Here is a 21,863-nt window from a genome sequence, read left to right as displayed (position 1 = left end):
ATTGTAATTTTGGAGATTTTTATTGTCTTTGTTTACTCAAAAAAATAAGAATTTTAAACCTTTAAAACCTCTATCAAAGTCAAAAATAATCACTAATTTAATTCTTTTGATTTTATTTTTAATATTGTTTTGTTATTGTAGTTTTAGTATAAGTGCTTATCATTTTGATTTTAGCGCAATTGCAACCTATAAAGAAAAATTTCTTCAAGGTTTTTTAAATACTTTAATAATCAGTTTTTTTTCTTTATTGTTGAGTATAATTTTGGGTGGAGTTTTTTGTGCTTTTTCTTTAAGTTCGATTGTTTTTTTAAGATTTTTATCTACATTTTACATAGAGCTTGTCAGAGGAACCCCTTTACTAGTGCAGGTATTATTGATATATTATATCATTGCAAATAATTTAGGACTTGATAATCGATATGTGGCTGGAGTTATTATTTTATCATGTTTTTCTGCTGCTTACTTAGCTGAAATATTTAGAGCTGGAATTTTAAGTATTTCTATATCTCAGCTTGAGAGCGCTAGGGCTTTAGGGTTAAAAGAGATGCAGGTTTTTGCGTATGTAATTTTTCCCCAAGCTTTAAAAAATATTTTAGCACCGCTGAGTGGACAATTTGCAAATTTAATTAAAGATAGTTCCTTATTAAGCGTTATTGCTGTAAATGAATTAACCCAAAGTGCGCAAGAGATAAATTCTTATACTTTTGCTACTCTTGAAGCTTATGTAATTTTGGCTATTACATATCTTGTTTTGACTTTACCTATAAGTATATTTTCTCGTTATTTGGAGAGAAAATGCCAAAAATGATTTAAAAAAGCTTGACAAATAGAGCTAATTTTGGCATAATCACATTTTTATTTCAGAAAATGTCTCGTTAGCTCAGCCGGTAGAGCATCTCCCTTTTAAGGAGGGGGCCGTTGGTTCGAATCCAACACGGGACACCATTATAAAGGTCGCTTAGCTCAGTTGGTAGAGCGCCACCCTTACAAGGTGGATGTCATAAGTTCGAGTCTTATAGTGACCACCATTTTATAAAATCATAAATAGGTTTTATAATCTCTACTTCTTTACTTTGGAAGGTCGCTTAGCTCAGTTGGTAGAGCGCCACCCTTACAAGGTGGATGTCATAAGTTCGAGTCTTATAGTGACCACCATTTTATAAAATCATAAATAGGTTTTATAATCTCTACTTCTTTACTTTGGATGCAGCGGTAGTTCAGCTGGTTAGAATGCCGCCCTGTCACGGCGGAGGTCGCGGGTTCGAGCCCCGTCCGCTGCGCCATATTGTCTCGTTAGCTCAGCCGGTAGAGCATCTCCCTTTTAAGGAGGGGGCCGTTGGTTCGAATCCAACACGGGACACCATTTTTATTGTTAGGGTTATGACCCTTTCGTCTAGTGGCCCAGGACAACACTCTCTCTGTGTGGAAACAGAGGTTCAAATCCTCTAGGGGTCGCCAATCATAGGTCGCTTAGCTCAGTTGGTAGAGCGCCACCCTTACAAGGTGGATGTCATAAGTTCGAGTCTTATAGTGACCACCATTTTATAAAATCATAAATAGGTTTTATAATCTCTACTTCTTTACTTTGGATGCAGCGGTAGTTCAGCTGGTTAGAATGCCGCCCTGTCACGGCGGAGGTCGCGGGTTCGAGCCCCGTCCGCTGCGCCATCTTGCTTGGTAACAATTTTATAAGTATAATTTACAAAATAATAAAAAATAGAGCTAAGGAAAAAAATGCTTATTATTGGACATAAATTATTAAAAAATTTAGATTTTTCTTTTATTGAAAGTGTTGAAGAAGTTAAAGATAATAAAGTTTATTGTATTGTTTATGATGAAAAATTGATTTCTTATTTAAGTCAAAATGATTTTGAATTTGCTATTTTAGTTCAAAATAAAGATGAGATATTTTTAGCCAATGCTTTAGGAGCTAAGTTTTTGCTTTGTAATGATAAAAAACTTGCAAAATTTGCTAGTAAGGTTGCAGAATTTTATGTTTTTGATAGTAGGGTTTTAATGATTGTTGATAAATTAGAGAATTTTAAAAAATTTTATAAATTAAAAATCGATGGAATTATTTTAAAAGATAATATAGATAATTTTCCTAAAAACTGATAAATTCTTTTGTAAAATAAGCGCTAATTGACGAGGTTTAAATAATGCAAAAAAAATCTTTTTTGAAAATTTACGGATTAATTCCTTTTTTACTTATAGCATTCATCAATGCTTTTGTGGATTTGGGACATAAAATTATTATTCAAAATACTATTTATAAGGCCTATGAAGGAAGTGAGCAGTTATTTTTAAATGCTATAGTTAATGCTTTGATTTTACTTCCTTTTATTCTTATGCTTTCTCCTTCGGGTTTTTTAGCGGATAAATATCCAAAAAATATTGTAATGAAAATTTCAGCAATTTTCAATGTTATACTCACTTTAATAATTTGCATTTGTTACTATAGCGGTGCTTTTTGGATGGCTTTTATTTTTACTTTTATAATGGGAGCACAAGCAGCGATTTATTCACCAAGTAAATACGGTTTTATTAAAGAACTCGTGGGAAAAGACTTTCTTGCTATGGGTAATGGTGTAATTAATGCGGTAAGCATTGTGGCAATCTTAGCGGGAATGGCTTTATTTTCTTTAAGCTTTGAAAGTCTTTATAGTTCTATGTATAATCAAACAGATGAAATTTTAAAAGAAGTAGCGCCTTTAGGAATTGTGCTAATTTTATTTTCTTGTATCGAAGTATTTTTTGCGTGGCGTTTACCTAAGCTCAAACAAACAAATAAAGATTTAGTTTTTAATAAAAAAGACTATATTCGTGGAAAACTTCTAATAAATAATCTTAAGCTTGTTTTTAAAAATAAAACTATTTGGCTTTGTATAATTGGAATTTCATTTTTTTGGGCTATATCTCAACTTTATCTTGTCAGCTTTCCTGTCTTTGCTAAAAATGAACTTTTCATAGAAAATACTTTTTATGTGCAAATTTCACTCGCTTTTTCTGGTATAGGAGTGATTTTAGGCTCTTTAGTAGCTGGTAAATTTTCAAAAAATTATATAGAACTTGGATTTATTCCACTTGGTGCATTGGGTATGTTTTTAATGGCTTTTTTAATGCCTTATTTTATAAGTTTATTAAGTTATAGTTTTTTATTTTTCTTTTTTGGATTTTGCGGAGCCCTTTTTATCATTCCTTTAAATACTTTAATCCAATTTCATGCTAAAGAAAATGAATTAGGACAAATTCTTGCAGGAAATAATTTTTTTCAAAATATTGCCATGTTGGGATTTTTGCTCTTGGCAACTTTATTTGTAAAATTTGAAATCAATGTGATTTATTTGTTTTATTTTATTGCTTTGGTAACCTTTATAGGAAGTTTTTACATACTTTTAAAACTCCCCTTTTCTTTAGTGCGTATACTTTTAAGCATAGCTTTTTTACAACGATACCGTTTACTTGTGGAAGGTTTTGAAAATATACCAGAAAAAGGTGGAGCTTTACTTTTGGGTAATCATATTTCTTTTATTGATTGGGCTGTTGTACAAATGGCAATTCCAAGAAAAATTTATTTTGTTATGGAAAGAAGTATTTATTCTAAATGGTATATTAAAATTTTTCTTGATAAATTTGGTATTATTCCTGTATCAAGTACAGGAAGTAAGACGAGTTTAGAACTGATAGCAAAGCATATTAAAGAAGGTAATTTAGTTTGCTTATTTCCTGAAGGTACACTTTCGCGACATGGGCAATTAAATGAATTTAAAGCAGGATTTGAATTAGCTTGTGAATGTTTAAGTGAAGATGATGGAAAAATTATTCCTTTTTATATAAGAGGGCTTTGGGGTAGCGCTTTTTCAAGAAGTGATGAAGAATTTTCAGCAAGAAACCGCACTTTAAATAAAAGAAAAATTGCTATAGCTTTTGGTAAAGCTATGCCTTTGCATTCTAAAAAAGATGAAGTTAAAGCTAAAGTTTTTGAACTTTCTTTTATGGCTTGGAAATCACAATGCGAAGCTATGCATACTATAGCAAGAGCTTGGATAGATACAGCTAAAAAAAATCTAAATCAAATAGCTATTATCGATACACTAGCTGGAGATATTTCTTATAGAAAAATGTTGACTCTTAGTTTATTTCTTAATTTTTTTATTAAAAGAAAATCCAAAGAATTAAACATTAACCCTCAGCGTGGAAGTTACGCTCCTAAAGAGGAAGCTATAGGAATTTTACTACCTGCTTCTTTTGCAAGTTCTTTAACCAATCTATCTGTTTTAATCGCAGAAAAAATTGCAGTAAATCTTAATTTCACTGCTGGAGAAAAAGCTCTAAAAGCAGCTATAAAAAATGCGCAAATTTCACAAATTTATACTTCTAAAACTTTTTTAGAAAAATTAGCAAATAAAGGTATAAACCTAAATTTCGATACAAATATACATTTAATTTATTTTGAAGATATTGTAGAAGATTTTAAAATGCAAAAAACTAAAATTTTTAGCATGATGCTAGCAGTTAGTATTATACCTAGTTTTATACTCAAAACCATTTTCACTCCTTCAAAAAACAATCTTGCCATAGCAGCTATTTTATTTAGTAGTGGAAGCGAAGGTTCTCCAAAAGGTGTTATGCTAAATAACCGTAATATTTTAAGCAATATAGCACAAATTTCTGATGTGCTTTGCACAAGAAATAATGATGTCATTCTCTCATCTTTGCCACCTTTTCATGCTTTTGGACTTACAGTAACTACGTTTTTGCCTTTGCTTGAAGGTATTAAAAGCATCACTTTTTCAGATCCAACCGATGCCTTAGGGATTGCCAAAGCTGTTGCTAAAAATAATGTCACTATTATGTGTGGAACTTCAACCTTTTTAGGAATTTATGCAAGAAATAAAAAGCTTGATGCTTTAATGTTTGAAAGCTTAAGAATAGTTGTATCAGGTGCTGAAAAACTAAAAAATGAAGTAAGAACTGCTTTTGAAATGAAGTTTAAAAAAAGCATTTTTGAAGGTTATGGGGCTACGGAAACCACACCTGTAGCGAGTGTAAATTTGCCGAATCGTTTTGATGCGGATTATTGGCTTATACATCGTGCCAATAAAGAAGGAAGCGTAGGAATGCCTCTACCTGGAACTGCGGTACGTATTGTTGATCCAAATAATTATGAAAATTTAAAAACAAATGAAGATGGACTCATACTTATAGGCGGTCATCAAGTTATGGTAGGCTATCTTAATGACAAAGAAAAAACCGATGAAGTGGTTAAAGAAATTGATGGCATAAGATGGTACAACACGGGAGATAAGGGACATTTGGATGAAGATGGTTTTTTATATATTGTCGATCGTTATTCTCGCTTTGCAAAAATTGGCGGAGAGATGATTTCTTTGGGTGCAATAGAAGAAGAAATTGCCAAATTTATAGACACTGAAGTGGTTAAATTTTGTGCCACATCTTTAGAAGATGAGAAAAAAGGGGAACAAATTGTTTTACTCATAGAATGCAATAATGAAATTTTTGAAGGAGTATGTGAGGCTATAAAAAATTCTAATATACCTACACTTTTTAAACCTAGATATTATTTTCAAATAGAAAAAATTCCCCTCCTAGGTTCAGGAAAAGTTGATCTTAAAAAAGTTAAAGAATTAGCTAAAAATTTAGCCATATAATTTGAGCTTATAACAAAGTCCAAATTAAAATTGGCATAGAAACAAAAGCAAAAAGAACTCCAAAGGCTACAGCACTTACGGCTAAATTGCTATCTAGTTTAGCTTTCATTACCATAGCTCCTGCTAAGGTCATAGTAGGAGCTGCGCTTTCTATAATAGCAACGATGGTAGAATCTTTTAATTCTAAATTAAATATTTTCAAACAAAATACAAAAAATAAAGGAGCTAAAATCATTTTAGCAAAGATGACAACTATTGTAGGTTTGTAAGAGGTTTTAATCGCCATAAAGCCAAGTCCTAAACCTATAGCAAAAAGTGCAACAGGGGTTGCAGAGGCACCAAATAAACGAATAGGAGAGAAAATAAATTCAGGTAAAGCAATTAATTTACACAAAAAACCAAAAAGCAAAGCTAAAAAAGGTGGAAAACTAAGAATTTTTTTAACATTAGTAAGCAAACTGACTTTTTCTCCATTTCCCAAAGAAAGTATAAAAGGTCCAAAAAGTGATATAGGTAAAGTTGTAGCTAAAGCATCGTAAAATATAACTTCAGCGCTAAATTGTGGGTCATTAAATACACCAGCAACAATAGGCATACCCACAAATATAGTATTTCCAAAACAAGAAAGCAAAAACATACTGACTAAAGTTACTTTAGAAAAATGAAAAACTTTTCCAATAAAAATAGCAAAAAAGGCTGCTAATATACAGCTAAACAATCCAATAAAAATAAAAATAATCAATGAAAAATTAAAATTTAAATGATATGCTTTATCGAAAATCAAACAAGGTAAAGCAAAAATAATAGCAAAATCTAAAAAAGTCCTAGCTTGTTTTTGCTTTAAAACGCCAATTCTTTTGGCAAAATATCCGCCTGCAAGTAAAATAAAAATTGTAAATAATGGTATAAAAACAAACATTGAATAATCCTTTTTAAGGGATATTTTTTGAAAACGGATAGAATTATATTCTTTATACTTAAAAAAAATCTTAATATTTTTTAAGTTTTTTAAAAAACCAATATTTTTTTATTTTTTGTAACTTTAAGAAATTGTAAGTTGAAATTTGATTTTGAATAGTTAGTATTTTAAGCTGAATGATTATAATTTTAAATAATGGTGCGGTTAGCGAGATTTGAACTCGCACACGCGGAGCGCACCACCCCCTCAAGATGGCGTGTCTACCAATTCCACCATAACCGCATAGAAAAAAGCCCAAAAAGGGCTTTGATAAGTTTTATTGTAAAACTATAAAAGGATTTGCGTAAAGTGCTATTAGCGCGATAACAAGAGCATAGATAACTTGTGCTTCAATCATCGCTAAAGCGATAAACATAGTTGTCATTAATTTTGGCCCAAGACCAGGGTTTCTAGCTGTTCCTGCAATTGTTGCCGCTGCAGTATTACCCATACCGATAGCACCACCAAGTGCTGCAACACCAAGACCTAAGCCTGCTGCAAGAACTGAAAATGCTTTAATCCATACATTAATAGCTTCTTGCTCTACTGGAGCATTAGTTTCAGCTGCAAAAGCTACTGCTGTACATGCTAATAATAAAAAAAGAACTTTTTTCATTATCTTAACCTTTCTATAAAAAAATTTTTTTCAATTTTTAAATCAGTTCGGCTTGCGTATCCCTACTTAAGACTTAAAAATAAATTCGAATTATAACCAAAAGTATCTTTATTTTTATTGAAATTTACAAAAATTCACATTTTTGATTTAAATTTGATTGTTTTCAATAAAGCTTAAAAGTTTTTTTGCTTTAATAATATTTTAAAATAATTTTTAAGTCAAGGTTGTAACATTGAGTTCTAAATTTTCAAAAATAGGTTTCATTTTAGCGGTAGCAGGTTCAGCGGTGGGCTTGGGTAATGCTTGGAAATTTCCAACACTAGTAGGTCAAAGTGGTGGATCTGCTTTTATCTTGCTTTATATAATTCTTACTTTAGGTGTAGGTTTTGTGATATTTTTAGCTGAGCTTAGCATAGGAAAAATTAGTGAAAAAGATCCGGTTAATGCCTATGAAAAGTTAGCACCTTCAAATAAAAAAGCTTGGTCTTATGTTGGTTTTACTATGGTGGGGGCGATTTTAATAGTTTCTTTTTATACCTTGGTGATTGGCTGGATAGTTAAATATGTGTTTTTAAGTATCACTGGAAATTTGCCTATGGATCTAGAAGTAAGTAAAGCACAGTTTGGATTTTTTATAAGTGAGGATTTTTTAAGTCAGTTTATTTGTTTTACTTTGGTTTTTTTATGTGTTTTTTATATTGTTTCTAAAGGTGTTAAGAATGGGATTGAAAAGTTAAATGTTTGGATGATGCCTTCATTGTTTATTTTGCTTATTTTGATGCTTGTTTATGCTATTAGCAAAGATGGTTTTATAATGGCGGTTAAATTTCTTTTTGTACCTGATTTTTCCAAAATCAACACTTCAAATGTTCTTGAAGCCTTAGGACTTGCTTTTTTTAGTCTTTCTTTGGGCGTTGGAACGATTATTACTTATTCTGCTAGTCTGCCTGATAAAACCAATTTTATTACCAGTACTTTAAATATTATTTTTATCAATCTTTTAGTTGGTTTATTAATGGGTTTGGTTGTTTTTACTTTTATCTTTGAGTTTGGTTACAATCCTAATCAGCAAGGACCAGGACTTGTTTTTATTTCCTTAGCTACTTTATTTGAAAAAATTGGAGTGATTGGTTGTATTTTTGGAGCAGCGTTTTTTATTTCTTTAATCTTTGCTGGTATTACTTCAGCTGTTTCAATGATAGAGCCTTTCACTTTTTACCTTATTAATACTTTTGGTATGAGCCGTAAAAAAGCTTTGATTTTAATAGGAATTGTTGTTTATATTTTAGGAATGTTGTGTATTTTATCTTCTTTAAAAAGTACTCAGTTTGGATTTTTTGGAATGAGTTTTTTTGATTTGCTTGATAGTGTTTCAAGCAAGGTTATTATGCCTTTAGGTGGAATTTTGGCAGCTATTTTTGTGGGATTTGTGATGAAAAAAGAAGCTTTAAAAATTTTATTTAAACCTTATATGAGGGGTATATTTTTTGAACTTTGGTATGTGTTTTTGAGATTTATTTCCCCTTTGGCTGTTGTTATAGTTATGATAGCCGCTTTTTTAAAGTGAGTTTGAAAAATAATGAGAACATATTTTTCAAAAATCGGTTTTGTATTGACTGTTGCTGGTGGAGCCGTTGGTTTAGGTAATGCTTGGAAATTTCCAACTTTAAGCGCAGAAAATGGTGGTTTTGTTTTTGTGCTTTTATATTTGTTTTTTACTTTAACTATAGGATTTAGTATTTTTTTGGCTGAAGTGGCTATGGGACGTTTAAGTAAAAGTGATCTTGCAAATGCTTATTCAAATCTTGCCATAAAATATGGCAATAGATGGCGATATGGCGGCGTTTTTATGTTAGGTGGTATTTTTGTCCTCTCTTTTTATCTAGTTATCATGGGATGGGTTTTAAAATATACTGTAGTGAGTCTTTATTATCTTCCTAAAACTTTAGATGAAGCAGCAAGTAATTTTCAGAATTTAATTACTACAAATTTGACAAGTTCTGTTTTTTTCTTCACTTTATCTTTTTTTCTTACTTTATTGATAGTATCTAAAGGTTTAATCAAAGGGATTGAAAAATTAAACGTTGTTATAATGCCTAGCTTATTTTTAATGCTTGTTTTTATGTTGTTTTATTGCATGGGATTTAAGCAAGGTTTTGCAAATGCTTTTTCTTATTTATTTTATCCCGATTTTTTACATTTTAAATTCAGCTCTATTGCCGAAGCTTTAGGGCTCGCATTTTTTACCTTATGCTTGGGAATAGGTTGTATAGTTACATATTCATCGGCCTTAGATAAAAAAACAAATTTTATAAAAAGTTCAGTGTATATTGTTTTGATTAATTTATTGATTTCTTTTATCATGGGACTTATTGTTTTTACTTTTATCTTTGAATTTGGAGCCGATCCGCATACTCAAGGAGTAGGAATTGTTTTTATATCCTTGATGAGTTTGTTTAATCAACTTGGAGCTTTAGGCTATATTTTTGCATTTTGTTTTTTCTTAGCACTTTTTTTTGCTGGTATTACTTCAGCTGTTTCAATGATAGAGCCTTTAACTTTTTATATGATTAATAACTATCAAATTTCTCGTGTTAAAGCTCTATTTTTAATAGGTTTATTTGTTTTTGTTTTTGGAATTTGTTGTATCTTGTCATTAAATTTAAATTTTTTTTCTATGTTTAGTTTTTTTGGTAAAGATTTTTTTACTTTATTAGATAAATTAACTTCAAATTTTTTACTTCCACTTGGTGCTATAGTATGCTCTATATTTGTAGGTTTTTTTATGAATAAAAAACAAATTTATAAAATTTTTTCTAAATTTATAAGTCGAAAAATTTTCTTAATTTGGTTGTTTTTTATTCGTTTTATATCGCCTATAGCAATAATTTTGGTAATGTGTTATCAAATTTTTGTATAATAATGAAAAAATATTTTTTTAAGGAAAAATAATGGCTAAAAAATTCATCGATGTAATGGATACAAGCTTTAGGGACGGTTTTCAGTCTGTTTATGGAGCTAGGGTTTTAATGGATGATTTTTTTCCTGCAGTAGAAGCAGCAAAAGAAGCGGGTATTACTCATTTTGAATTTGGTGGTGGTGCTAGATTTCAAAGCTTGTATTTTTATCTTAATGAAGATGCTTTTACCATGATGGATAGATTTAGGGCTATTGTAGGAAAAGATGCTAATCTTCAAACTTTAGCAAGAGGGGTTAATACTGTTACTTTAGATACTGGAAGTAGTGAGCTTATTGATTTGCATGCAAAACTTTTTGCAAAACACGGTACCACAACGATAAGAAATTTTGATGCTCTTAATGATATAAATAATTTAAAATTTAGTGGTGAATGTATAGCAAAACATGGATTAAAACATGAAATCGCTATTACCTTAATGGATCTACCGCCAAATTGCAAAGGTGCTCATGATGTGCCTTTTTATGAAAAAATTTTGAAAGAAATTTTAGCAGCAGAAATTCCTTTTCACAGCATTTGTTTTAAAGATGCAAGTGGAACTTCAAATCCAAATAAAATTTATGAAACCATTAAAATGGCAAGAAAAATTTTACCTCAAGATATGCATATTAGACTTCATACGCATGAAACTGCAGGGGTGAGTATAGCCTGCTATCTTGCAGCACTTGAAGCAGGTGTTGATGGTATCGATTTGGCTGCAGCTCCTGTAAGTGGTGGAACTTCTCAGCCTGATATTTTAACCATGATGCATGCCTTAAAAGGTAAAGATTATGATTTAGGTGGACTTGAAGAAGAAAAAATTCTAAAATACGAAGAAGTTTTAAAAGATTGTTTAAAAGAGTATTTTTTACCCCCTGAAGCTACTATGGTAAATCCACTTATTCCTTTTTCTCCTATGCCAGGAGGAGCTTTAACGGCAAATACACAAATGATGAGGGATAATAATATTTTAGATAAATTTCCACAGGTCATTCATGCTATGAGAGAAGTTGTAGAAAAAGGTGGATTTGGTACTTCGGTTACTCCAGTTTCTCAATTTTATTTTCAACAAGCATTTAATAATGTTATGTTTGGGTCTTGGAAAAAAATCGCAGAAGGTTATGGAAAAATGGTGCTTGGTTATTTTGGAAAAACTCCAGTTGCACCCGATGCAAACATTATTGAGCTTGCTTCAAAACAACTTAATTTAGAACCTACTACAGAGCTTGCTATAAATATAGCTGATAAAGATGAGAGTAAAAGTATAGCTTATACCAAAACCTTGCTTGAAAAAGAGGGTATAGAAACGAGTGAAGAAAATATATTTGTTGCAGCAGCTTGCAAAGAAAAAGGTATAGCATTTTTAAAAGGAGAGGCAAAGGTAAATATACGCAAATTAGCCAGTATGCCAAAACCTATGAGTGCAGATGAAAACAAATTTACCGTAGCTGTAAATGGTAATAAATATCATGTAGAAGTAAGCTATGGCTTTGATAAAGATGTTAATGTTAAAAGTGTGAAAAAAGTAGAAGAAAATAAAAATATTATTTCTTCAAATTCAACAAGTTCTGTAGATGCTGAAAATGAAGTTTTAGCAGGTATTTCAGGTAATGTCTTTAAAATTTATGTTAACGAAGGCGAAGAAGTAAAATCAGGTCAAGCTATCATGGTTTTAGAAGCAATGAAGATGGAGATTGAGGTTAATGCCCCAAAAGATGGAATTATTTTAGAGCTTTGTATTAAAATAGGTGATACTGTTAATGAAGGCGAAGTATTAGCTATTTACAAGAATTAAAGTGAGGGAAAAATGAAAAAATTTGATAAGTTAGGTTTGGATAATATAAAGGAAATTTTTCATAATTTAAGTTATGATGAATTAAATGCTCATGAAAAAGCAAATAATGAAGGTTTAAGCACGGATAATGATACTTTTTGTGTAGATACAGGGATTTTTACAGGTAGAAGTCCTAAAGATAAATATTTTGTAAAACAAGATCCATCTAGTAAATATATAGCTTGGGGAAAGGTAAATCAGCCTATTACAAAAGAATTATTTGATAAACTTTTAACTAAAGCAAAGCAAGAATTAAGCGGAAAGAAAATTTATGTTCAAGATGTTTTTTGCGGTGCTTCTTTGCAAAGTCGCAAAGCAGTAAGATTTGTTACTGAAATTGCATGGCAAGCGCATTTTGTTAAAAATATGTTTATTCGCCCAAGTCAAGAGGAACTTGAGAATTTTAAAGCAGATTTTATTGTTTATAATGCTTGCAAATGCATCAATGAAGATTACAAACAAGATGGTTTAAATTCAGAGGTTTTTGTGATCTTTAATGTTGAAGAAAATATAGCGGTTATTGGTGGAACTTGGTATGGTGGAGAAATGAAAAAAGGTATTTTTTCTATGATGAATTATTGGTTACCACTAGAAAATAAACTTTCTATGCATTGTAGTGCAAATGTCGGAGAAAAAGACGATGTGGCACTTTTCTTTGGACTTAGCGGTACAGGAAAAACTACGCTTTCAACCGATCCAAAAAGAAGACTCATAGGTGATGATGAGCATGGCTGGGATGATGAAGGTGTGTTTAATTTTGAGGGCGGTTGCTATGCAAAAACAATCAATCTTGATCCTGAACATGAGCCTGAAATTTATGGAGCTATTAAAAGAAATGCACTTTTAGAAAATGTAGTTTTAAGAGCTGATAAGAGTGTTGATTATGCTGATGCCTCAAAAACAGAAAACACGAGAGTTTCTTATCCTATAGAGCATATTGAAAATCATGAGCCTAGTCTAAAAGCAGGGCATCCAAAAAATATTATATTTTTAAGTGCAGATGCTTTTGGAATTTTACCCCCGGTAAGCAAACTAAGCAAAGAGCAGGCTATGTATTATTTTTTAAGTGGCTATACAGCAAAAGTAGCTGGAACTGAGCGCGGTATAACAGAGCCTCAAGCAACTTTTTCAGCTTGTTTTGGAGAACCTTTTATGCCTTTACATCCAACGGTTTATGCGAGATTGCTTGGTGAAAAGATTGAAAAACATGAAGTTAATGTTTATCTTGTTAATACGGGTTGGAGTGGCGGAAGCTACGGTGTGGGTAAAAGAATGAGCATTAAGGCTACTAGGGCTTGCATTAATGCCATTCTAGATGGAAGTATTACAAAATGCGAATTTGAAAATTTTGAAGTGTTTGATTTAGCTATTCCAAAAGCTTTAGAAGGTGTAGAAAGTGTACTTTTAAATCCTATAAATACTTGGTTAGATAAAAATGCTTATATTGCAACAAGAGATAAATTAGCACATATGTTTATACAAAATTTTAAACGTTATGAAGATGTCAAAGAAGGCATTGAATTTAGCAAATTTGGACCAAAAATTTAAGGCATTTAAATGAAAAATGAAATGTGGTCAGGACGTTTTAGTGGTGCAAGTGATGAGCTTTTAAAAGAATTTAATGCAAGTTTAAATGTAGATAAAACTTTGTTCAATGAAGATATACAAGGTTCTATAGCACACGCTACAATGCTTGAAAGTTGTGGTATTTTAAAAAAAGAAGAATTAGATGCTATTATAAAAGGTTTAGAGCAGGTTAGAAGTGAAATAGAGCAAGGTAAATTTATTTTTGATATTAAAGATGAAGATATTCATATGGCTGTAGAAAAGCGTTTAAGCGAGATTATAGGTAGTGAAATTGGCGGAAGACTACATACTGCAAGAAGTAGAAATGACCAAGTGGCTACTGATTTTAAACTTTTTGTAAAAAAATCTCATATTGAACTTATAAAGCTTTTAAAAGAATTGATTCAAACCATGCTCGAACATGCTAAAGTGCATAAAAAAACTATTATGCCAAGTTTTACACATTTACAGCACGCTCAGCCTGTGAGTTTTTCTTTTTATATTTTAGCTTATGCTTTTATGTTAATGCGAGATATTAAGCGTTTGCAAAATAGCCTAGAACTTGCAGACTTTTCACCACTTGGATCTTGTGCATGTGCAGGAACAAGCTATGCTACCAATCGTGAGTTGAGTGCTAAAATTTTAGGATTTAAAGATATTATGCCAAATGCTATGGATGGAGTGAGTGATAGGGATTTTGCTCTTGATTTGCTTTATGATATAGCAGTTATTTTTACACACACTTCAAGACTTTGTGAGGAAATGATTTTATTTTCAAGCTCAGAATTTTCTTTTATAACCATAAGTGATAGTTTTTCAACGGGAAGTTCTATTATGCCTCAGAAAAAAAATCCTGATGTTTGTGAGCTTATACGTGGAAAAACAGGGCGTGTTTATGGAAATTTGATTTCTCTTTTAACTATAATGAAAGCTTTACCTTTAGCCTATAATAAAGATATGCAAGAAGATAAAGAAGGGATTTTTGATAGTGTAAAAACCGCTAAAGATAGCTTAATCATCTTAAATGCAATGCTAAAAGAAATACAAATTAATAAAGAAAATATGCTTAATGCTTGTAAAAAAGGTCATTTATTGGCTACCGATTTGGCAGATTATTTGGTGCGTGAAAAAAATATTCCTTTTAGAAAAGCACATTTTATAGTGGGAAATGTTGTTGCACAAGCTGAAGCACAAGGCATTGATATAAGTGAAATTAAAGATCTTTCAAAAATAGATCCTGTATTTGATGAAAAAGCTATGGAACTTTTAAATTTTGAATTTTCTTTAAATTCTAAGCAAAGTGAAGGCTCAAGTTCTATTGCAAGCGTAGAAAAGCAAATTCAAATTTTGGAAGGTTTTATTCAAAATTTATAAATATTGTTTAGGCTATTTTGCCTAAACATTGAATCTAAAATGCATTACATCGCCATCTAAAACGATATAGTCTTTTCCTTCAAGGCGTAGCTTTCCTGCTTCTTTGGCGCCATTTTCGCCTTTGTATTGGATATAATCTTCATAGGAAATAACTTCAGCTTTTATAAAGCCTTTTTCAAAGTCATTGTGAATTACACTTGCTGCTTTTGGTGCTTTCCAGCCTTTTTTGATTGTCCAAGAACGCACTTCAACTACACCAGCGGTAAAATAACTGATCAGTCCAAGCTTAGCAAAAGCAGTGCGTATGATTTGATCAAGACCGCTTTCGTTAACTCCTAGAGAACTTAAAAATTCATGACTTTCTTCATCGCTTAATCCTACTAATTCTTCTTCGATTTTTGCACAAAGCTTGATAACTTCATGATCATTTTTTTTAGCATATTCTTTTAAAGCTTTTACATAATCATTATCTTCACTAATACCATTTTCATCAACATTTGCACCATAAATCACTTCTTTAGCAGAAAGCAGTCTTAATTCTTTGATTAAGGCTTGATAAATTTCACTTTCTTTTTCAGGGTAAGAACTTGCAGCTAAGCCTTTGTTTAAATGATCAAGTAAGGAATTTGCAAGTTCGAGACTTTCTTTAGCACCCTTTTGATTGGCTTTGGCTTCTTTGGTGAGTTTTTCTATTTTTTTACTCAGTTGTTCAATATCTGCTAAAATAAGCTCTGTATTGATAATTTCTACATCACGTAAAGGATCAACTCCACCTTCAACATGGGTAATATTTTCTTCATCAAAACAACGTACTATATGCAAAATAACCTCAGTTTCACGTATATTTGAAAGAAATTTATTTCCCAAGCCTTCGCCTTTACTTGCGCCTTTAACAAGTCCAGCGATATCTACAAATTCTATTAAAGAATGCATAATTCTTTCAGGTTTTACTATTTTAGCAAGTTCATTAAGTCTTAAATCAGGAACTTCAACCATGGCTTTATTAGGCTCTATGGTGCAGAAAGGATAGTTTGCACTTTGGGCATTTTGTGCTTTAGTTAAAGCATTAAAAGTTGTTGATTTGCCAACATTTGGAAGTCCTACTATACCTACGCTTAAACTCATTTAGCTTTCCTTAAAATTTGAATTAAATAATTAACACACATTCTAACTCCAGCTCCACCTGCGCCAAAACTAGAATATCCCCAAGATTTTTCTGTATAAGCAGGTCCTGCTATATCAAGATGTAGCCATTTATCTTTATATTCTTTACGAATAAATTTATCTAAAAATAACCCTGCGGTAATTGCACCTCCGTAGCGACTAGAGGCAGTATTACTAACATCGGCAATATTTGATTTTATAAGTTCTCTTAAGTGAGGGTTGAAATGTAAGATTGTGGTATATTCTCCGCTTTTTTTAGAGCTTAGATAAAAATCATTTTGCAATTCCTCATTATTTCCCATAATAGCGCTTGTAAATTCTCCAAGTCCTACAACACAAGCTCCAGTAAGAGTTGCCATATCGATAAGTAAATCAGGTTTTAAATCCTGTGCAAAAGAAAGACAATCAGCTAAAACCAAGCGTCCTTCTGCATCTGTATTTCTTACTTCTATGCTTACACCTTCACGACTGATTAACACATCATCAGGCTTATAAGCATTGCCGCCTATCATATTTTCAGTTGCGCCCAAAATGCAATGCACTTCTAAATCTAAAGCAAGTTCAGCTACGGCTTTTATGATTCCCATTGCTGCTGCTGCACCGCTTTTATCAGCTTTCATTGTAAGCATAAAATCAGCTGGTTTTAAGCTTAATCCACCGCTATCGTAAGTTAAGCCTTTTCCAACAAATACAACACGTTTTTTTGCATTTTTGGCTTTATAGCTTAGATGAATGAGGCGTGGTGGGTGTACCGAGGCATGATTTACCGCTAAAAAGGCATTCATTTTTTCTTTGGCTAAAAATTTTTCATCATAAATTTTACAAATAATGTTTTTATTTTCTTTAGCTAAATTTTGCGCATCTTCTGCCATTTTTAAAGGGGTGTAAATTTCAGGAATTTCATTGACTATATTTTTAGTAAAATTTGTAGCATTGGCTAAAATTTCTCCACGCTCTAAACCTATCTTAGCTTCATCTTTATTAAATTTCTTACCATTTAATTCTTCGTTTGAAATAATAAATTTTTCCAAAGTACTTGTTTTTTTCTCGCTTTTATATTTGTCAAATTTATAAGCTCCAAAAAGTACGCCTTCAACTAAAGATGCAAAACTTCTAACTACACAATCTCCTATTATGCTAGGAAGTTTTACGCTTTTAATATTAAGTTTCTCAAGAGTTTTATATGCTGTGCAAAGACTTAATCTTATATCCTCATAAGCAAGACTTTTAAGCTCTAAATAAAGCTTTTTATTGTTTAAGTCTAATAATGCACCTTCGCCTTTGTAATTATTAAGTTTAAAAAAATCTTTTTCTTTGTTAAAAATTTTTAAATTTTTATCCTGTATAAAAACAAGTTCAAAGTCTGCTTTTATAGCATCTAGTTTTTTATCGTTTAATTCAAATTTCATGATTTTTCCCTTTTATCTTTAAGTATAGCTTTTTCCATTTGTTTAAAACCAAATAATAAAAGGGATAAAAAAGCTATAATAATAATGGCTGCATAATACCAATGTTCTTCAGCCCAAGTCACCATCTTCCAAATTTGTTCTCCAAAATACCAAGCTAAAAGTATAGTGATTGATGCCCAAACCCAAGCACTAAAAAGATTGATAATAGCAAATTTTTTTGCACTATAACGCGTGATTCCTATACTCATAGGTATAATGGTTCTAAAGCCATACATATAGCGTTGTATAAAAATAATAGGCCAACCAAAACGTTGTAAAAGTAGGTGTGCTACTGCAAATTTACGCCTTTGAGTTTTTAATTTTTTTTGTATGTAGCATTTATTATATCTTCCTATATAGAAGTAAATTTGATCGCCTACAAAACCGCCAAGACCTGCTATAAATATAACAAAGCCTAAATTTACATGTCCTTGATGGGCAAAAATACCAGCTAAAATTAAAGCTAACTCTCCTTCTAAAATGCACCATAAAAAAATAATAATATAAGCTAGATCTTTGTATTGGTAAAGTAAATTTTTTAAAAATTCTTCCATTTGTACCTTTCTATAGTTTTAAATTTCTAAAACACTATAAACTGAAGTAAGTTTTTCAAGTTTATTTGCTCCATTTAAATCTTTAAGATTTATTAAAAAACAAGCTTCAACACATTTTGCTCCAGCTTTTTGAATGAGTTCATATGAAGCTATAGCTGTTCCGCCAGTTGCTATTAAATCATCTACAAGTAAAACTCTTGCATTTTGAATATTTTTAAATGCATCTTTATGAAGTTCTACTTTATCGCTGCCATATTCAAGATCGTATTCGCAGCTAAAGGTTTCAAAAGGGAGTTTTCCAGGTTTTCTAATAGGCACAAAAGGAAGATTAAGTTTTGCACAAATCATAGATGCAAAGATAAATCCTCTGCTTTCTGTTCCTGCTATGAAGTCTAGATTGTAATCTTTGTAGCGTTCTTTTAAATGTTTAAGTAGAAAATTTAAAGCCTCTTTGTTATTTAGTAGAGTGGTAATATCTCTAAAAATAATTCCTTTTTTTGGAAAATCAGGAATAATCCTAATGCTATCAAGCAGGTATTTTTGTTCTTCTTGTGTTAGTTTTATCATAATAATGCCTCAATTTTTGCTTCTAATTCTTTAATTCTTTGTCTTAGTTTGTCATTTTCCAAGCGATATTGAGAATTTCTGGTTCTTAAAGATGTAAGGTCTGCTTTGATTTTATTAAGTTCTTCTGTGAGTATATCTATATTTCCAAGACTTCTTTGAAGTTGAATTTGTAGTTTTCTAATGACAATCTCAGTATCATCAAGATTGTTTTTGATAAAATCTTTTGATGTTTTTTCTTTATTAAGTAGAGTTTTATAGTAAAACAACATTACAATAAGATAGATAGTTGCACAAATCAATATAGTTAAAACAAGCCAGTTTGTAAACATTATATTTTTACCTCAATTTTTTGAATTCTTTGCATATGTCTCCCTTCTTCAAAAGGAGTTTGAATGAATTTTTCTATAATATCTATAGCTAATTCAACTCCAATTAATCTTCCGCCTAATGCCAAAACATTGGCATCATTATGCCTTCTTGCAAGTTCTGCACTTAAGCTTTCGTGGCATAATGCACAACGAATGTTTTTATGACGATTTGCTGCAATAGAAATTCCAATTCCACTTCCACAAATAAGAATGCCAAAGCTCCGTTTGTTTATTTTTTCGGCAAGTAAATGCGCATAATCAGGATAATCGCAGCTTGCGCAAGTGTTTGTTCCTAAATCGTTAAAAATTATATTTTTTTCTTTTAAAAATACGCAAATTTTTTCTTTTAATTCAAAACCAGCATGATCACTAGCAATATAAATTTTTTCCCTAAGCATTGGTTTCCTAATTACTATATAAAATAAGATAAAAACCTAATCTTATCATATTAAATCATAAAAACAGCTTTTCTTTGTTTTAAAAATAAGCTTTATTTTTCTTTATATATGTTAGAATCATGTGACAAGAAAAATAAAATTTCAATAAATTAAGAGGAGAAGAAAGTGAAGCTCATACTCATAGGATCTTCAACAGGTGGTCCTAATCAGCTTAAATTTCTTTTAAAGGATATTGATGTAAAAAATACTTGTGTAGTTATAGCTCAGCACATGAGTGCCAGTTTTATTCCATCTTTTGTGGGGCAATTTAATAAAGAAGCTTTTAGTGAAGTGTGCTTATTGAACGATAAAGAGATATTAAGCAATAAAATTTATATTTGCCCTAAAAATACTATTTTATCTGGAAATTTAAATATTGTAGCCGCTTGGCAAGATGTGGCTTCAAGCTTTAAACCGAGTGTGGATTTACTTTTTCATTCCGCTGTTTCTTTGGCAAAAACAAATAAAATACTTGCTATTATTTTAACGGGCATGGGAGATGATGGCGCAAAAGGTTTATTTGAGCTTTATAAAACAGGAGTTAGATGTTTATGTGAGAATGAAGCAGATAGCGTCGTTTATGGTATGCCAAAAAGAGCAAAAGATATGAATCCGCATTTAAAACCTATGAGCTTAAAAGAAATTAAAAAAGAAATTGTAAATTTTATTGATCAGGATTAATAAAAGGAAAATTGCATGGAAAAAAAAATAACTCCTAGCGAATTGGAACTTAATGAATTTATAAAAATTATCAACGAAATGAGTGGTATTGATTTAACCGATAAAAAAAATATACTAGCTTTAAAGTTGAATAAATTTCTTGAAGGAACTAATACTAAAAATTTTTCCGAATTTTTGGGAAAATTAAAAAGCAATAGACAACTTAAACAAGAAACTTTAGATTTTGTAACCATAGGTGAAACTTATTTTTTAAGAGAATTGGCTCAATTGAAAGAAATAATTTATTATGCCAAAAGCTTAGAAAAGAGAGTAAATATCCTAAGCGCCCCTTGTTCAAGTGGAGAAGAAGTATATTCTTTGGCATTATTGGCTGCACAGAATTTTATTAAAGATATGTATATTTTAGGCGTTGATATTAATTCAAGTGTGATTGAAAAAGCAAAACTTGGAAAATATCAAGGAAGAACTTTACAGCGATTGAGCGAGAGTGAAAAAAGAAGGTTTTTTTTAGAAAGCGAAGATAAATTTTATACTATTAATAAAAATGAGCTTTGTACTTGTAAATTTGAACTTTGCAATGTTTTTGAAGAAAAATTTTCAAGATTGGGAAAATTTGATATTATAGCTTCTAGAAATATGATTATTTATTTTGATCATGAATCAAAACTAAAACTTATGGAGAGGTTTCATAGAATTTTAAATGATAAAGGAAGGCTTTATGTTGGCAATGCTGATTTAATTCCAGAGACTATTTATTTTAAAAAGATTTTCTCTCCAAGAGGTGTTTACTATGAAAAAGTATAAATTCTAAAAATTACTAAAAGTTACACTTTGGAAATTTATTAGTAAAAATAAGTTACATTTTGAAGTAGTTTTCTTTATTTAATGATAAAATAATTTTAATTAATTTTATATTTAGTTAAAAATAAAGGAAAAAACTTGATTGAATTAAAAAATGTAAACAAATACTACGGAACTCATCATGTTCTAAAGAATATTAATCTTTCTGTTAAAGAAGGTGAGAAGCTTGTTATTATAGGTCCAAGTGGAAGTGGAAAAAGTACAACTATCCGTTGCATGAATGGGCTTGAAGAAGTTAGTTCAGGCGAGGTCGTAGTTAACAATCTTGTTTTAAATCATAAAAATAAAATTGAAATTTGTCGAAAATATTGTGCAATGGTTTTTCAGCATTTTAATTTATATCCACATATGACGGTTTTGCAAAATTTGACCTTAGCTCCAATGAAACTTCAAAAAAAATCTAAAAAAGAAGCTGAAGAAACAGCTTTTAAGTATTTAAAAGTCGTAGGTTTAGTGGATAAAGCAAATGTTTATCCAGCAACCCTTTCAGGCGGACAACAACAACGCGTTGCTATAGCAAGATCACTTTGTACTAAAAAACCCTATATTTTATTTGATGAACCTACTTCAGCCCTTGATCCAGAAACCATACAAGAGGTTTTAGATGTAATGAAAGAAATTTCACATCAAAGCAATACTACCATGGTGGTTGTTACACACGAAATGGGTTTTGCAAAAGAAGTAGCAGATAGGATTATTTTTATGGAAGATGGTGCTATTGTGGAAGAAAATATTCCTAGTGAATTTTTCTCAAATCCAAAAACCGAAAGAGCGCGACTCTTTTTAGGGAAAATTCTTAAAAATTAA

The 21,863-nt window shown here is 30.9% G+C and carries 19 protein-coding genes and 9 tRNA genes; 19 read left to right on the top strand and 9 right to left on the bottom strand.

The genetic code is table 11. From position 1 onward, the window contains the following. Window positions 1-22 precede the first annotated feature (22 nt). From FBE96_RS04615 to FBE96_RS04565, 11 genes are all read left to right on the top strand, one after another. Window positions 23-808, top strand: a complete 786-nt coding sequence (locus FBE96_RS04615) for an amino acid ABC transporter permease (protein ID WP_002853310.1) — start codon at window positions 23-25, stop codon at window positions 806-808. 61 nt (window positions 809-869) lie between these two features. After that, window positions 870-945 (top strand) — tRNA-Lys (locus tag FBE96_RS04610). A gap of 7 nt (window positions 946-952) precedes the next feature. Then, a tRNA-Val gene (locus tag FBE96_RS04605) sits at window positions 953-1,028 on the top strand. A 51-nt stretch (window positions 1,029-1,079) separates the two neighbouring features. Beyond that, window positions 1,080-1,155, top strand: a tRNA-Val gene (locus FBE96_RS04600). A gap of 51 nt (window positions 1,156-1,206) precedes the next feature. After that, window positions 1,207-1,283: transfer RNA gene (locus tag FBE96_RS04595), tRNA-Asp, on the top strand. Between the two features lie 4 nt (window positions 1,284-1,287). After that, window positions 1,288-1,363: transfer RNA gene (locus FBE96_RS04590), tRNA-Lys, on the top strand. Window positions 1,364-1,382: 19 nt separating this feature from the next. Next, window positions 1,383-1,458 (top strand) — tRNA-Arg (locus FBE96_RS04585). 6 nt (window positions 1,459-1,464) lie between these two features. Next, window positions 1,465-1,540, top strand: a tRNA-Val gene (locus tag FBE96_RS04580). Window positions 1,541-1,591: 51 nt separating this feature from the next. Continuing rightward, a tRNA-Asp gene (locus FBE96_RS04575) sits at window positions 1,592-1,668 on the top strand. A gap of 66 nt (window positions 1,669-1,734) precedes the next feature. Beyond that, window positions 1,735-2,115 carry a hypothetical protein gene (locus tag FBE96_RS04570; RefSeq protein WP_002853267.1) on the top strand — a complete coding sequence of 127 codons (381 nt, stop codon included), beginning with the start codon at window positions 1,735-1,737 and terminating at the stop codon, window positions 2,113-2,115. 44 nt (window positions 2,116-2,159) lie between these two features. Continuing rightward, on the top strand, window positions 2,160-5,672 hold the full coding sequence (locus tag FBE96_RS04565) for an acyl-[ACP]--phospholipid O-acyltransferase (RefSeq protein WP_032586110.1): 3,513 nt from the start codon (window positions 2,160-2,162) through the stop codon (window positions 5,670-5,672). A gap of 7 nt (window positions 5,673-5,679) precedes the next feature. Here the strand turns inward: FBE96_RS04565 and FBE96_RS04560 are convergent, their stop codons facing one another. The 3 genes from FBE96_RS04560 to FBE96_RS04550 form a co-directional block, all read right to left on the bottom strand. After that, complete coding sequence (locus FBE96_RS04560) at window positions 5,680-6,591, bottom strand: AEC family transporter (RefSeq protein WP_002906351.1); 912 nt, start codon at window positions 6,589-6,591, stop codon at window positions 5,680-5,682. A gap of 196 nt (window positions 6,592-6,787) precedes the next feature. Further along, window positions 6,788-6,873, bottom strand: a tRNA-Leu gene (locus tag FBE96_RS04555). Between the two features lie 34 nt (window positions 6,874-6,907). Next, on the bottom strand, window positions 6,908-7,246 hold the full coding sequence (locus FBE96_RS04550) for a F0F1 ATP synthase subunit C (RefSeq protein WP_002853292.1): 339 nt from the start codon (window positions 7,244-7,246) through the stop codon (window positions 6,908-6,910). Window positions 7,247-7,478: 232 nt separating this feature from the next. Here FBE96_RS04550 and FBE96_RS04545 point away from each other — a divergent pair, with 232 nt between their 5' ends. The 5 genes from FBE96_RS04545 to argH are packed head-to-tail and all read left to right on the top strand — an operon-like array spanning window position 7,479 to window position 14,976. Next, complete coding sequence (locus FBE96_RS04545; RefSeq protein WP_002858451.1) at window positions 7,479-8,813, top strand: sodium-dependent transporter; 1,335 nt, start codon at window positions 7,479-7,481, stop codon at window positions 8,811-8,813. A 12-nt stretch (window positions 8,814-8,825) separates the two neighbouring features. After that, window positions 8,826-10,166, top strand: coding sequence for a sodium-dependent transporter (locus FBE96_RS04540; protein WP_002853313.1), 1,341 nt, complete (start codon window positions 8,826-8,828; stop codon window positions 10,164-10,166). Window positions 10,167-10,197: 31 nt separating this feature from the next. After that, a complete protein-coding gene (locus FBE96_RS04535; protein ID WP_002858311.1) occupies window positions 10,198-11,997 on the top strand; it encodes a biotin/lipoyl-containing protein in 1,800 nt (599 codons plus the stop codon). Window positions 11,998-12,009: 12 nt separating this feature from the next. After that, window positions 12,010-13,584 (top strand): phosphoenolpyruvate carboxykinase (ATP), encoded by a 1,575-nt coding sequence (pckA, locus tag FBE96_RS04530; RefSeq protein ID WP_002853265.1) that lies wholly within the window; start codon window positions 12,010-12,012, stop codon window positions 13,582-13,584. A gap of 9 nt (window positions 13,585-13,593) precedes the next feature. After that, on the top strand, window positions 13,594-14,976 hold the full coding sequence (gene argH / locus FBE96_RS04525) for an argininosuccinate lyase (protein WP_002858438.1): 1,383 nt from the start codon (window positions 13,594-13,596) through the stop codon (window positions 14,974-14,976). 21 nt (window positions 14,977-14,997) lie between these two features. Here the strand turns inward: argH and ychF are convergent, their stop codons facing one another. Genes ychF through rpiB form a run of 6 tightly spaced genes read right to left on the bottom strand, consistent with a single transcriptional unit; the run spans window position 14,998 to window position 19,475 of the window. After that, on the bottom strand, window positions 14,998-16,101 hold the full coding sequence (gene ychF / locus FBE96_RS04520; protein ID WP_002853275.1) for a redox-regulated ATPase YchF: 1,104 nt from the start codon (window positions 16,099-16,101) through the stop codon (window positions 14,998-15,000). Next, a complete protein-coding gene (locus FBE96_RS04515; RefSeq protein ID WP_002853317.1) occupies window positions 16,098-17,549 on the bottom strand; it encodes a leucyl aminopeptidase in 1,452 nt (483 codons plus the stop codon). The genes ychF and FBE96_RS04515 overlap by 4 nt, the downstream gene beginning before the upstream one ends. Next, on the bottom strand, window positions 17,546-18,142 hold the full coding sequence (locus tag FBE96_RS04510) for a DedA family protein (protein WP_052836670.1): 597 nt from the start codon (window positions 18,140-18,142) through the stop codon (window positions 17,546-17,548). Before FBE96_RS04510 ends, FBE96_RS04515 begins: the two co-directional genes overlap by 4 nt. A gap of 18 nt (window positions 18,143-18,160) precedes the next feature. Then, window positions 18,161-18,709, bottom strand: coding sequence for an adenine phosphoribosyltransferase (gene apt / locus FBE96_RS04505; protein WP_002853297.1), 549 nt, complete (start codon window positions 18,707-18,709; stop codon window positions 18,161-18,163). Further along, window positions 18,706-19,038 carry a membrane protein gene (locus FBE96_RS04500; protein ID WP_002853247.1) on the bottom strand — a complete coding sequence of 111 codons (333 nt, stop codon included), beginning with the start codon at window positions 19,036-19,038 and terminating at the stop codon, window positions 18,706-18,708. Before FBE96_RS04500 ends, apt begins: the two co-directional genes overlap by 4 nt. After that, window positions 19,038-19,475: a ribose 5-phosphate isomerase B gene (gene rpiB / locus FBE96_RS04495; RefSeq protein WP_002853308.1), complete on the bottom strand. Its 438-nt coding sequence runs from the start codon at window positions 19,473-19,475 to the stop codon at window positions 19,038-19,040. Before rpiB ends, FBE96_RS04500 begins: the two co-directional genes overlap by 1 nt. A gap of 165 nt (window positions 19,476-19,640) precedes the next feature. Here rpiB and FBE96_RS04490 point away from each other — a divergent pair, with 165 nt between their 5' ends. From FBE96_RS04490 to FBE96_RS04480, 3 genes are all read left to right on the top strand, one after another. After that, window positions 19,641-20,195: a chemotaxis protein CheB gene (locus FBE96_RS04490; protein WP_002853263.1), complete on the top strand. Its 555-nt coding sequence runs from the start codon at window positions 19,641-19,643 to the stop codon at window positions 20,193-20,195. Between the two features lie 15 nt (window positions 20,196-20,210). Beyond that, the gene (locus FBE96_RS04485; protein ID WP_002853285.1) at window positions 20,211-20,999 is read left to right on the top strand and encodes a CheR family methyltransferase; all 789 of its coding nucleotides are present in this window, start codon (window positions 20,211-20,213) and stop codon (window positions 20,997-20,999) included. 135 nt (window positions 21,000-21,134) lie between these two features. Continuing rightward, window positions 21,135-21,863, top strand: a complete 729-nt coding sequence (locus FBE96_RS04480; RefSeq protein WP_002865902.1) for an amino acid ABC transporter ATP-binding protein — start codon at window positions 21,135-21,137, stop codon at window positions 21,861-21,863.

Origin of the sequence: Campylobacter sp. CFSAN093241 (genome assembly GCF_012889595.1) — a bacterium.
Taxonomy (GTDB): Bacteria; Campylobacterota; Campylobacteria; order Campylobacterales; family Campylobacteraceae; genus Campylobacter_D; species Campylobacter_D jejuni.
Note: the sequence above shows the minus strand (reverse complement) of the source record. Positions and strands in the feature narration are given on the sequence as shown.

Coding starts and splice junctions, on each gene's coding strand:
- FBE96_RS04500 (WP_002853247.1), bottom strand. CDS start 19,038: ATGTTTACAAACTGGCTTGTTTTAACTATATTGATTTGTGCAACTATC.
- FBE96_RS04515 (WP_002853317.1), bottom strand. CDS start 17,549: ATGAAATTTGAATTAAACGATAAAAAACTAGATGCTATAAAAGCAGAC.
- pckA (WP_002853265.1), top strand. CDS start 12,010: ATGAAAAAATTTGATAAGTTAGGTTTGGATAATATAAAGGAAATTTTT.
- rpiB (WP_002853308.1), bottom strand. CDS start 19,475: ATGCTTAGGGAAAAAATTTATATTGCTAGTGATCATGCTGGTTTTGAA.
- FBE96_RS04485 (WP_002853285.1), top strand. CDS start 20,211: ATGGAAAAAAAAATAACTCCTAGCGAATTGGAACTTAATGAATTTATA.
- FBE96_RS04560 (WP_002906351.1), bottom strand. CDS start 6,591: ATGTTTGTTTTTATACCATTATTTACAATTTTTATTTTACTTGCAGGC.
- ychF (WP_002853275.1), bottom strand. CDS start 16,101: ATGAGTTTAAGCGTAGGTATAGTAGGACTTCCAAATGTTGGCAAATCA.
- FBE96_RS04510 (WP_052836670.1), bottom strand. CDS start 18,142: ATGGAAGAATTTTTAAAAAATTTACTTTACCAATACAAAGATCTAGCT.
- FBE96_RS04570 (WP_002853267.1), top strand. CDS start 1,735: ATGCTTATTATTGGACATAAATTATTAAAAAATTTAGATTTTTCTTTT.
- FBE96_RS04535 (WP_002858311.1), top strand. CDS start 10,198: ATGGCTAAAAAATTCATCGATGTAATGGATACAAGCTTTAGGGACGGT.
- apt (WP_002853297.1), bottom strand. CDS start 18,709: ATGATAAAACTAACACAAGAAGAACAAAAATACCTGCTTGATAGCATT.
- FBE96_RS04540 (WP_002853313.1), top strand. CDS start 8,826: ATGAGAACATATTTTTCAAAAATCGGTTTTGTATTGACTGTTGCTGGT.
- FBE96_RS04550 (WP_002853292.1), bottom strand. CDS start 7,246: ATGAAAAAAGTTCTTTTTTTATTATTAGCATGTACAGCAGTAGCTTTT.
- FBE96_RS04565 (WP_032586110.1), top strand. CDS start 2,160: ATGCAAAAAAAATCTTTTTTGAAAATTTACGGATTAATTCCTTTTTTA.
- argH (WP_002858438.1), top strand. CDS start 13,594: ATGAAAAATGAAATGTGGTCAGGACGTTTTAGTGGTGCAAGTGATGAG.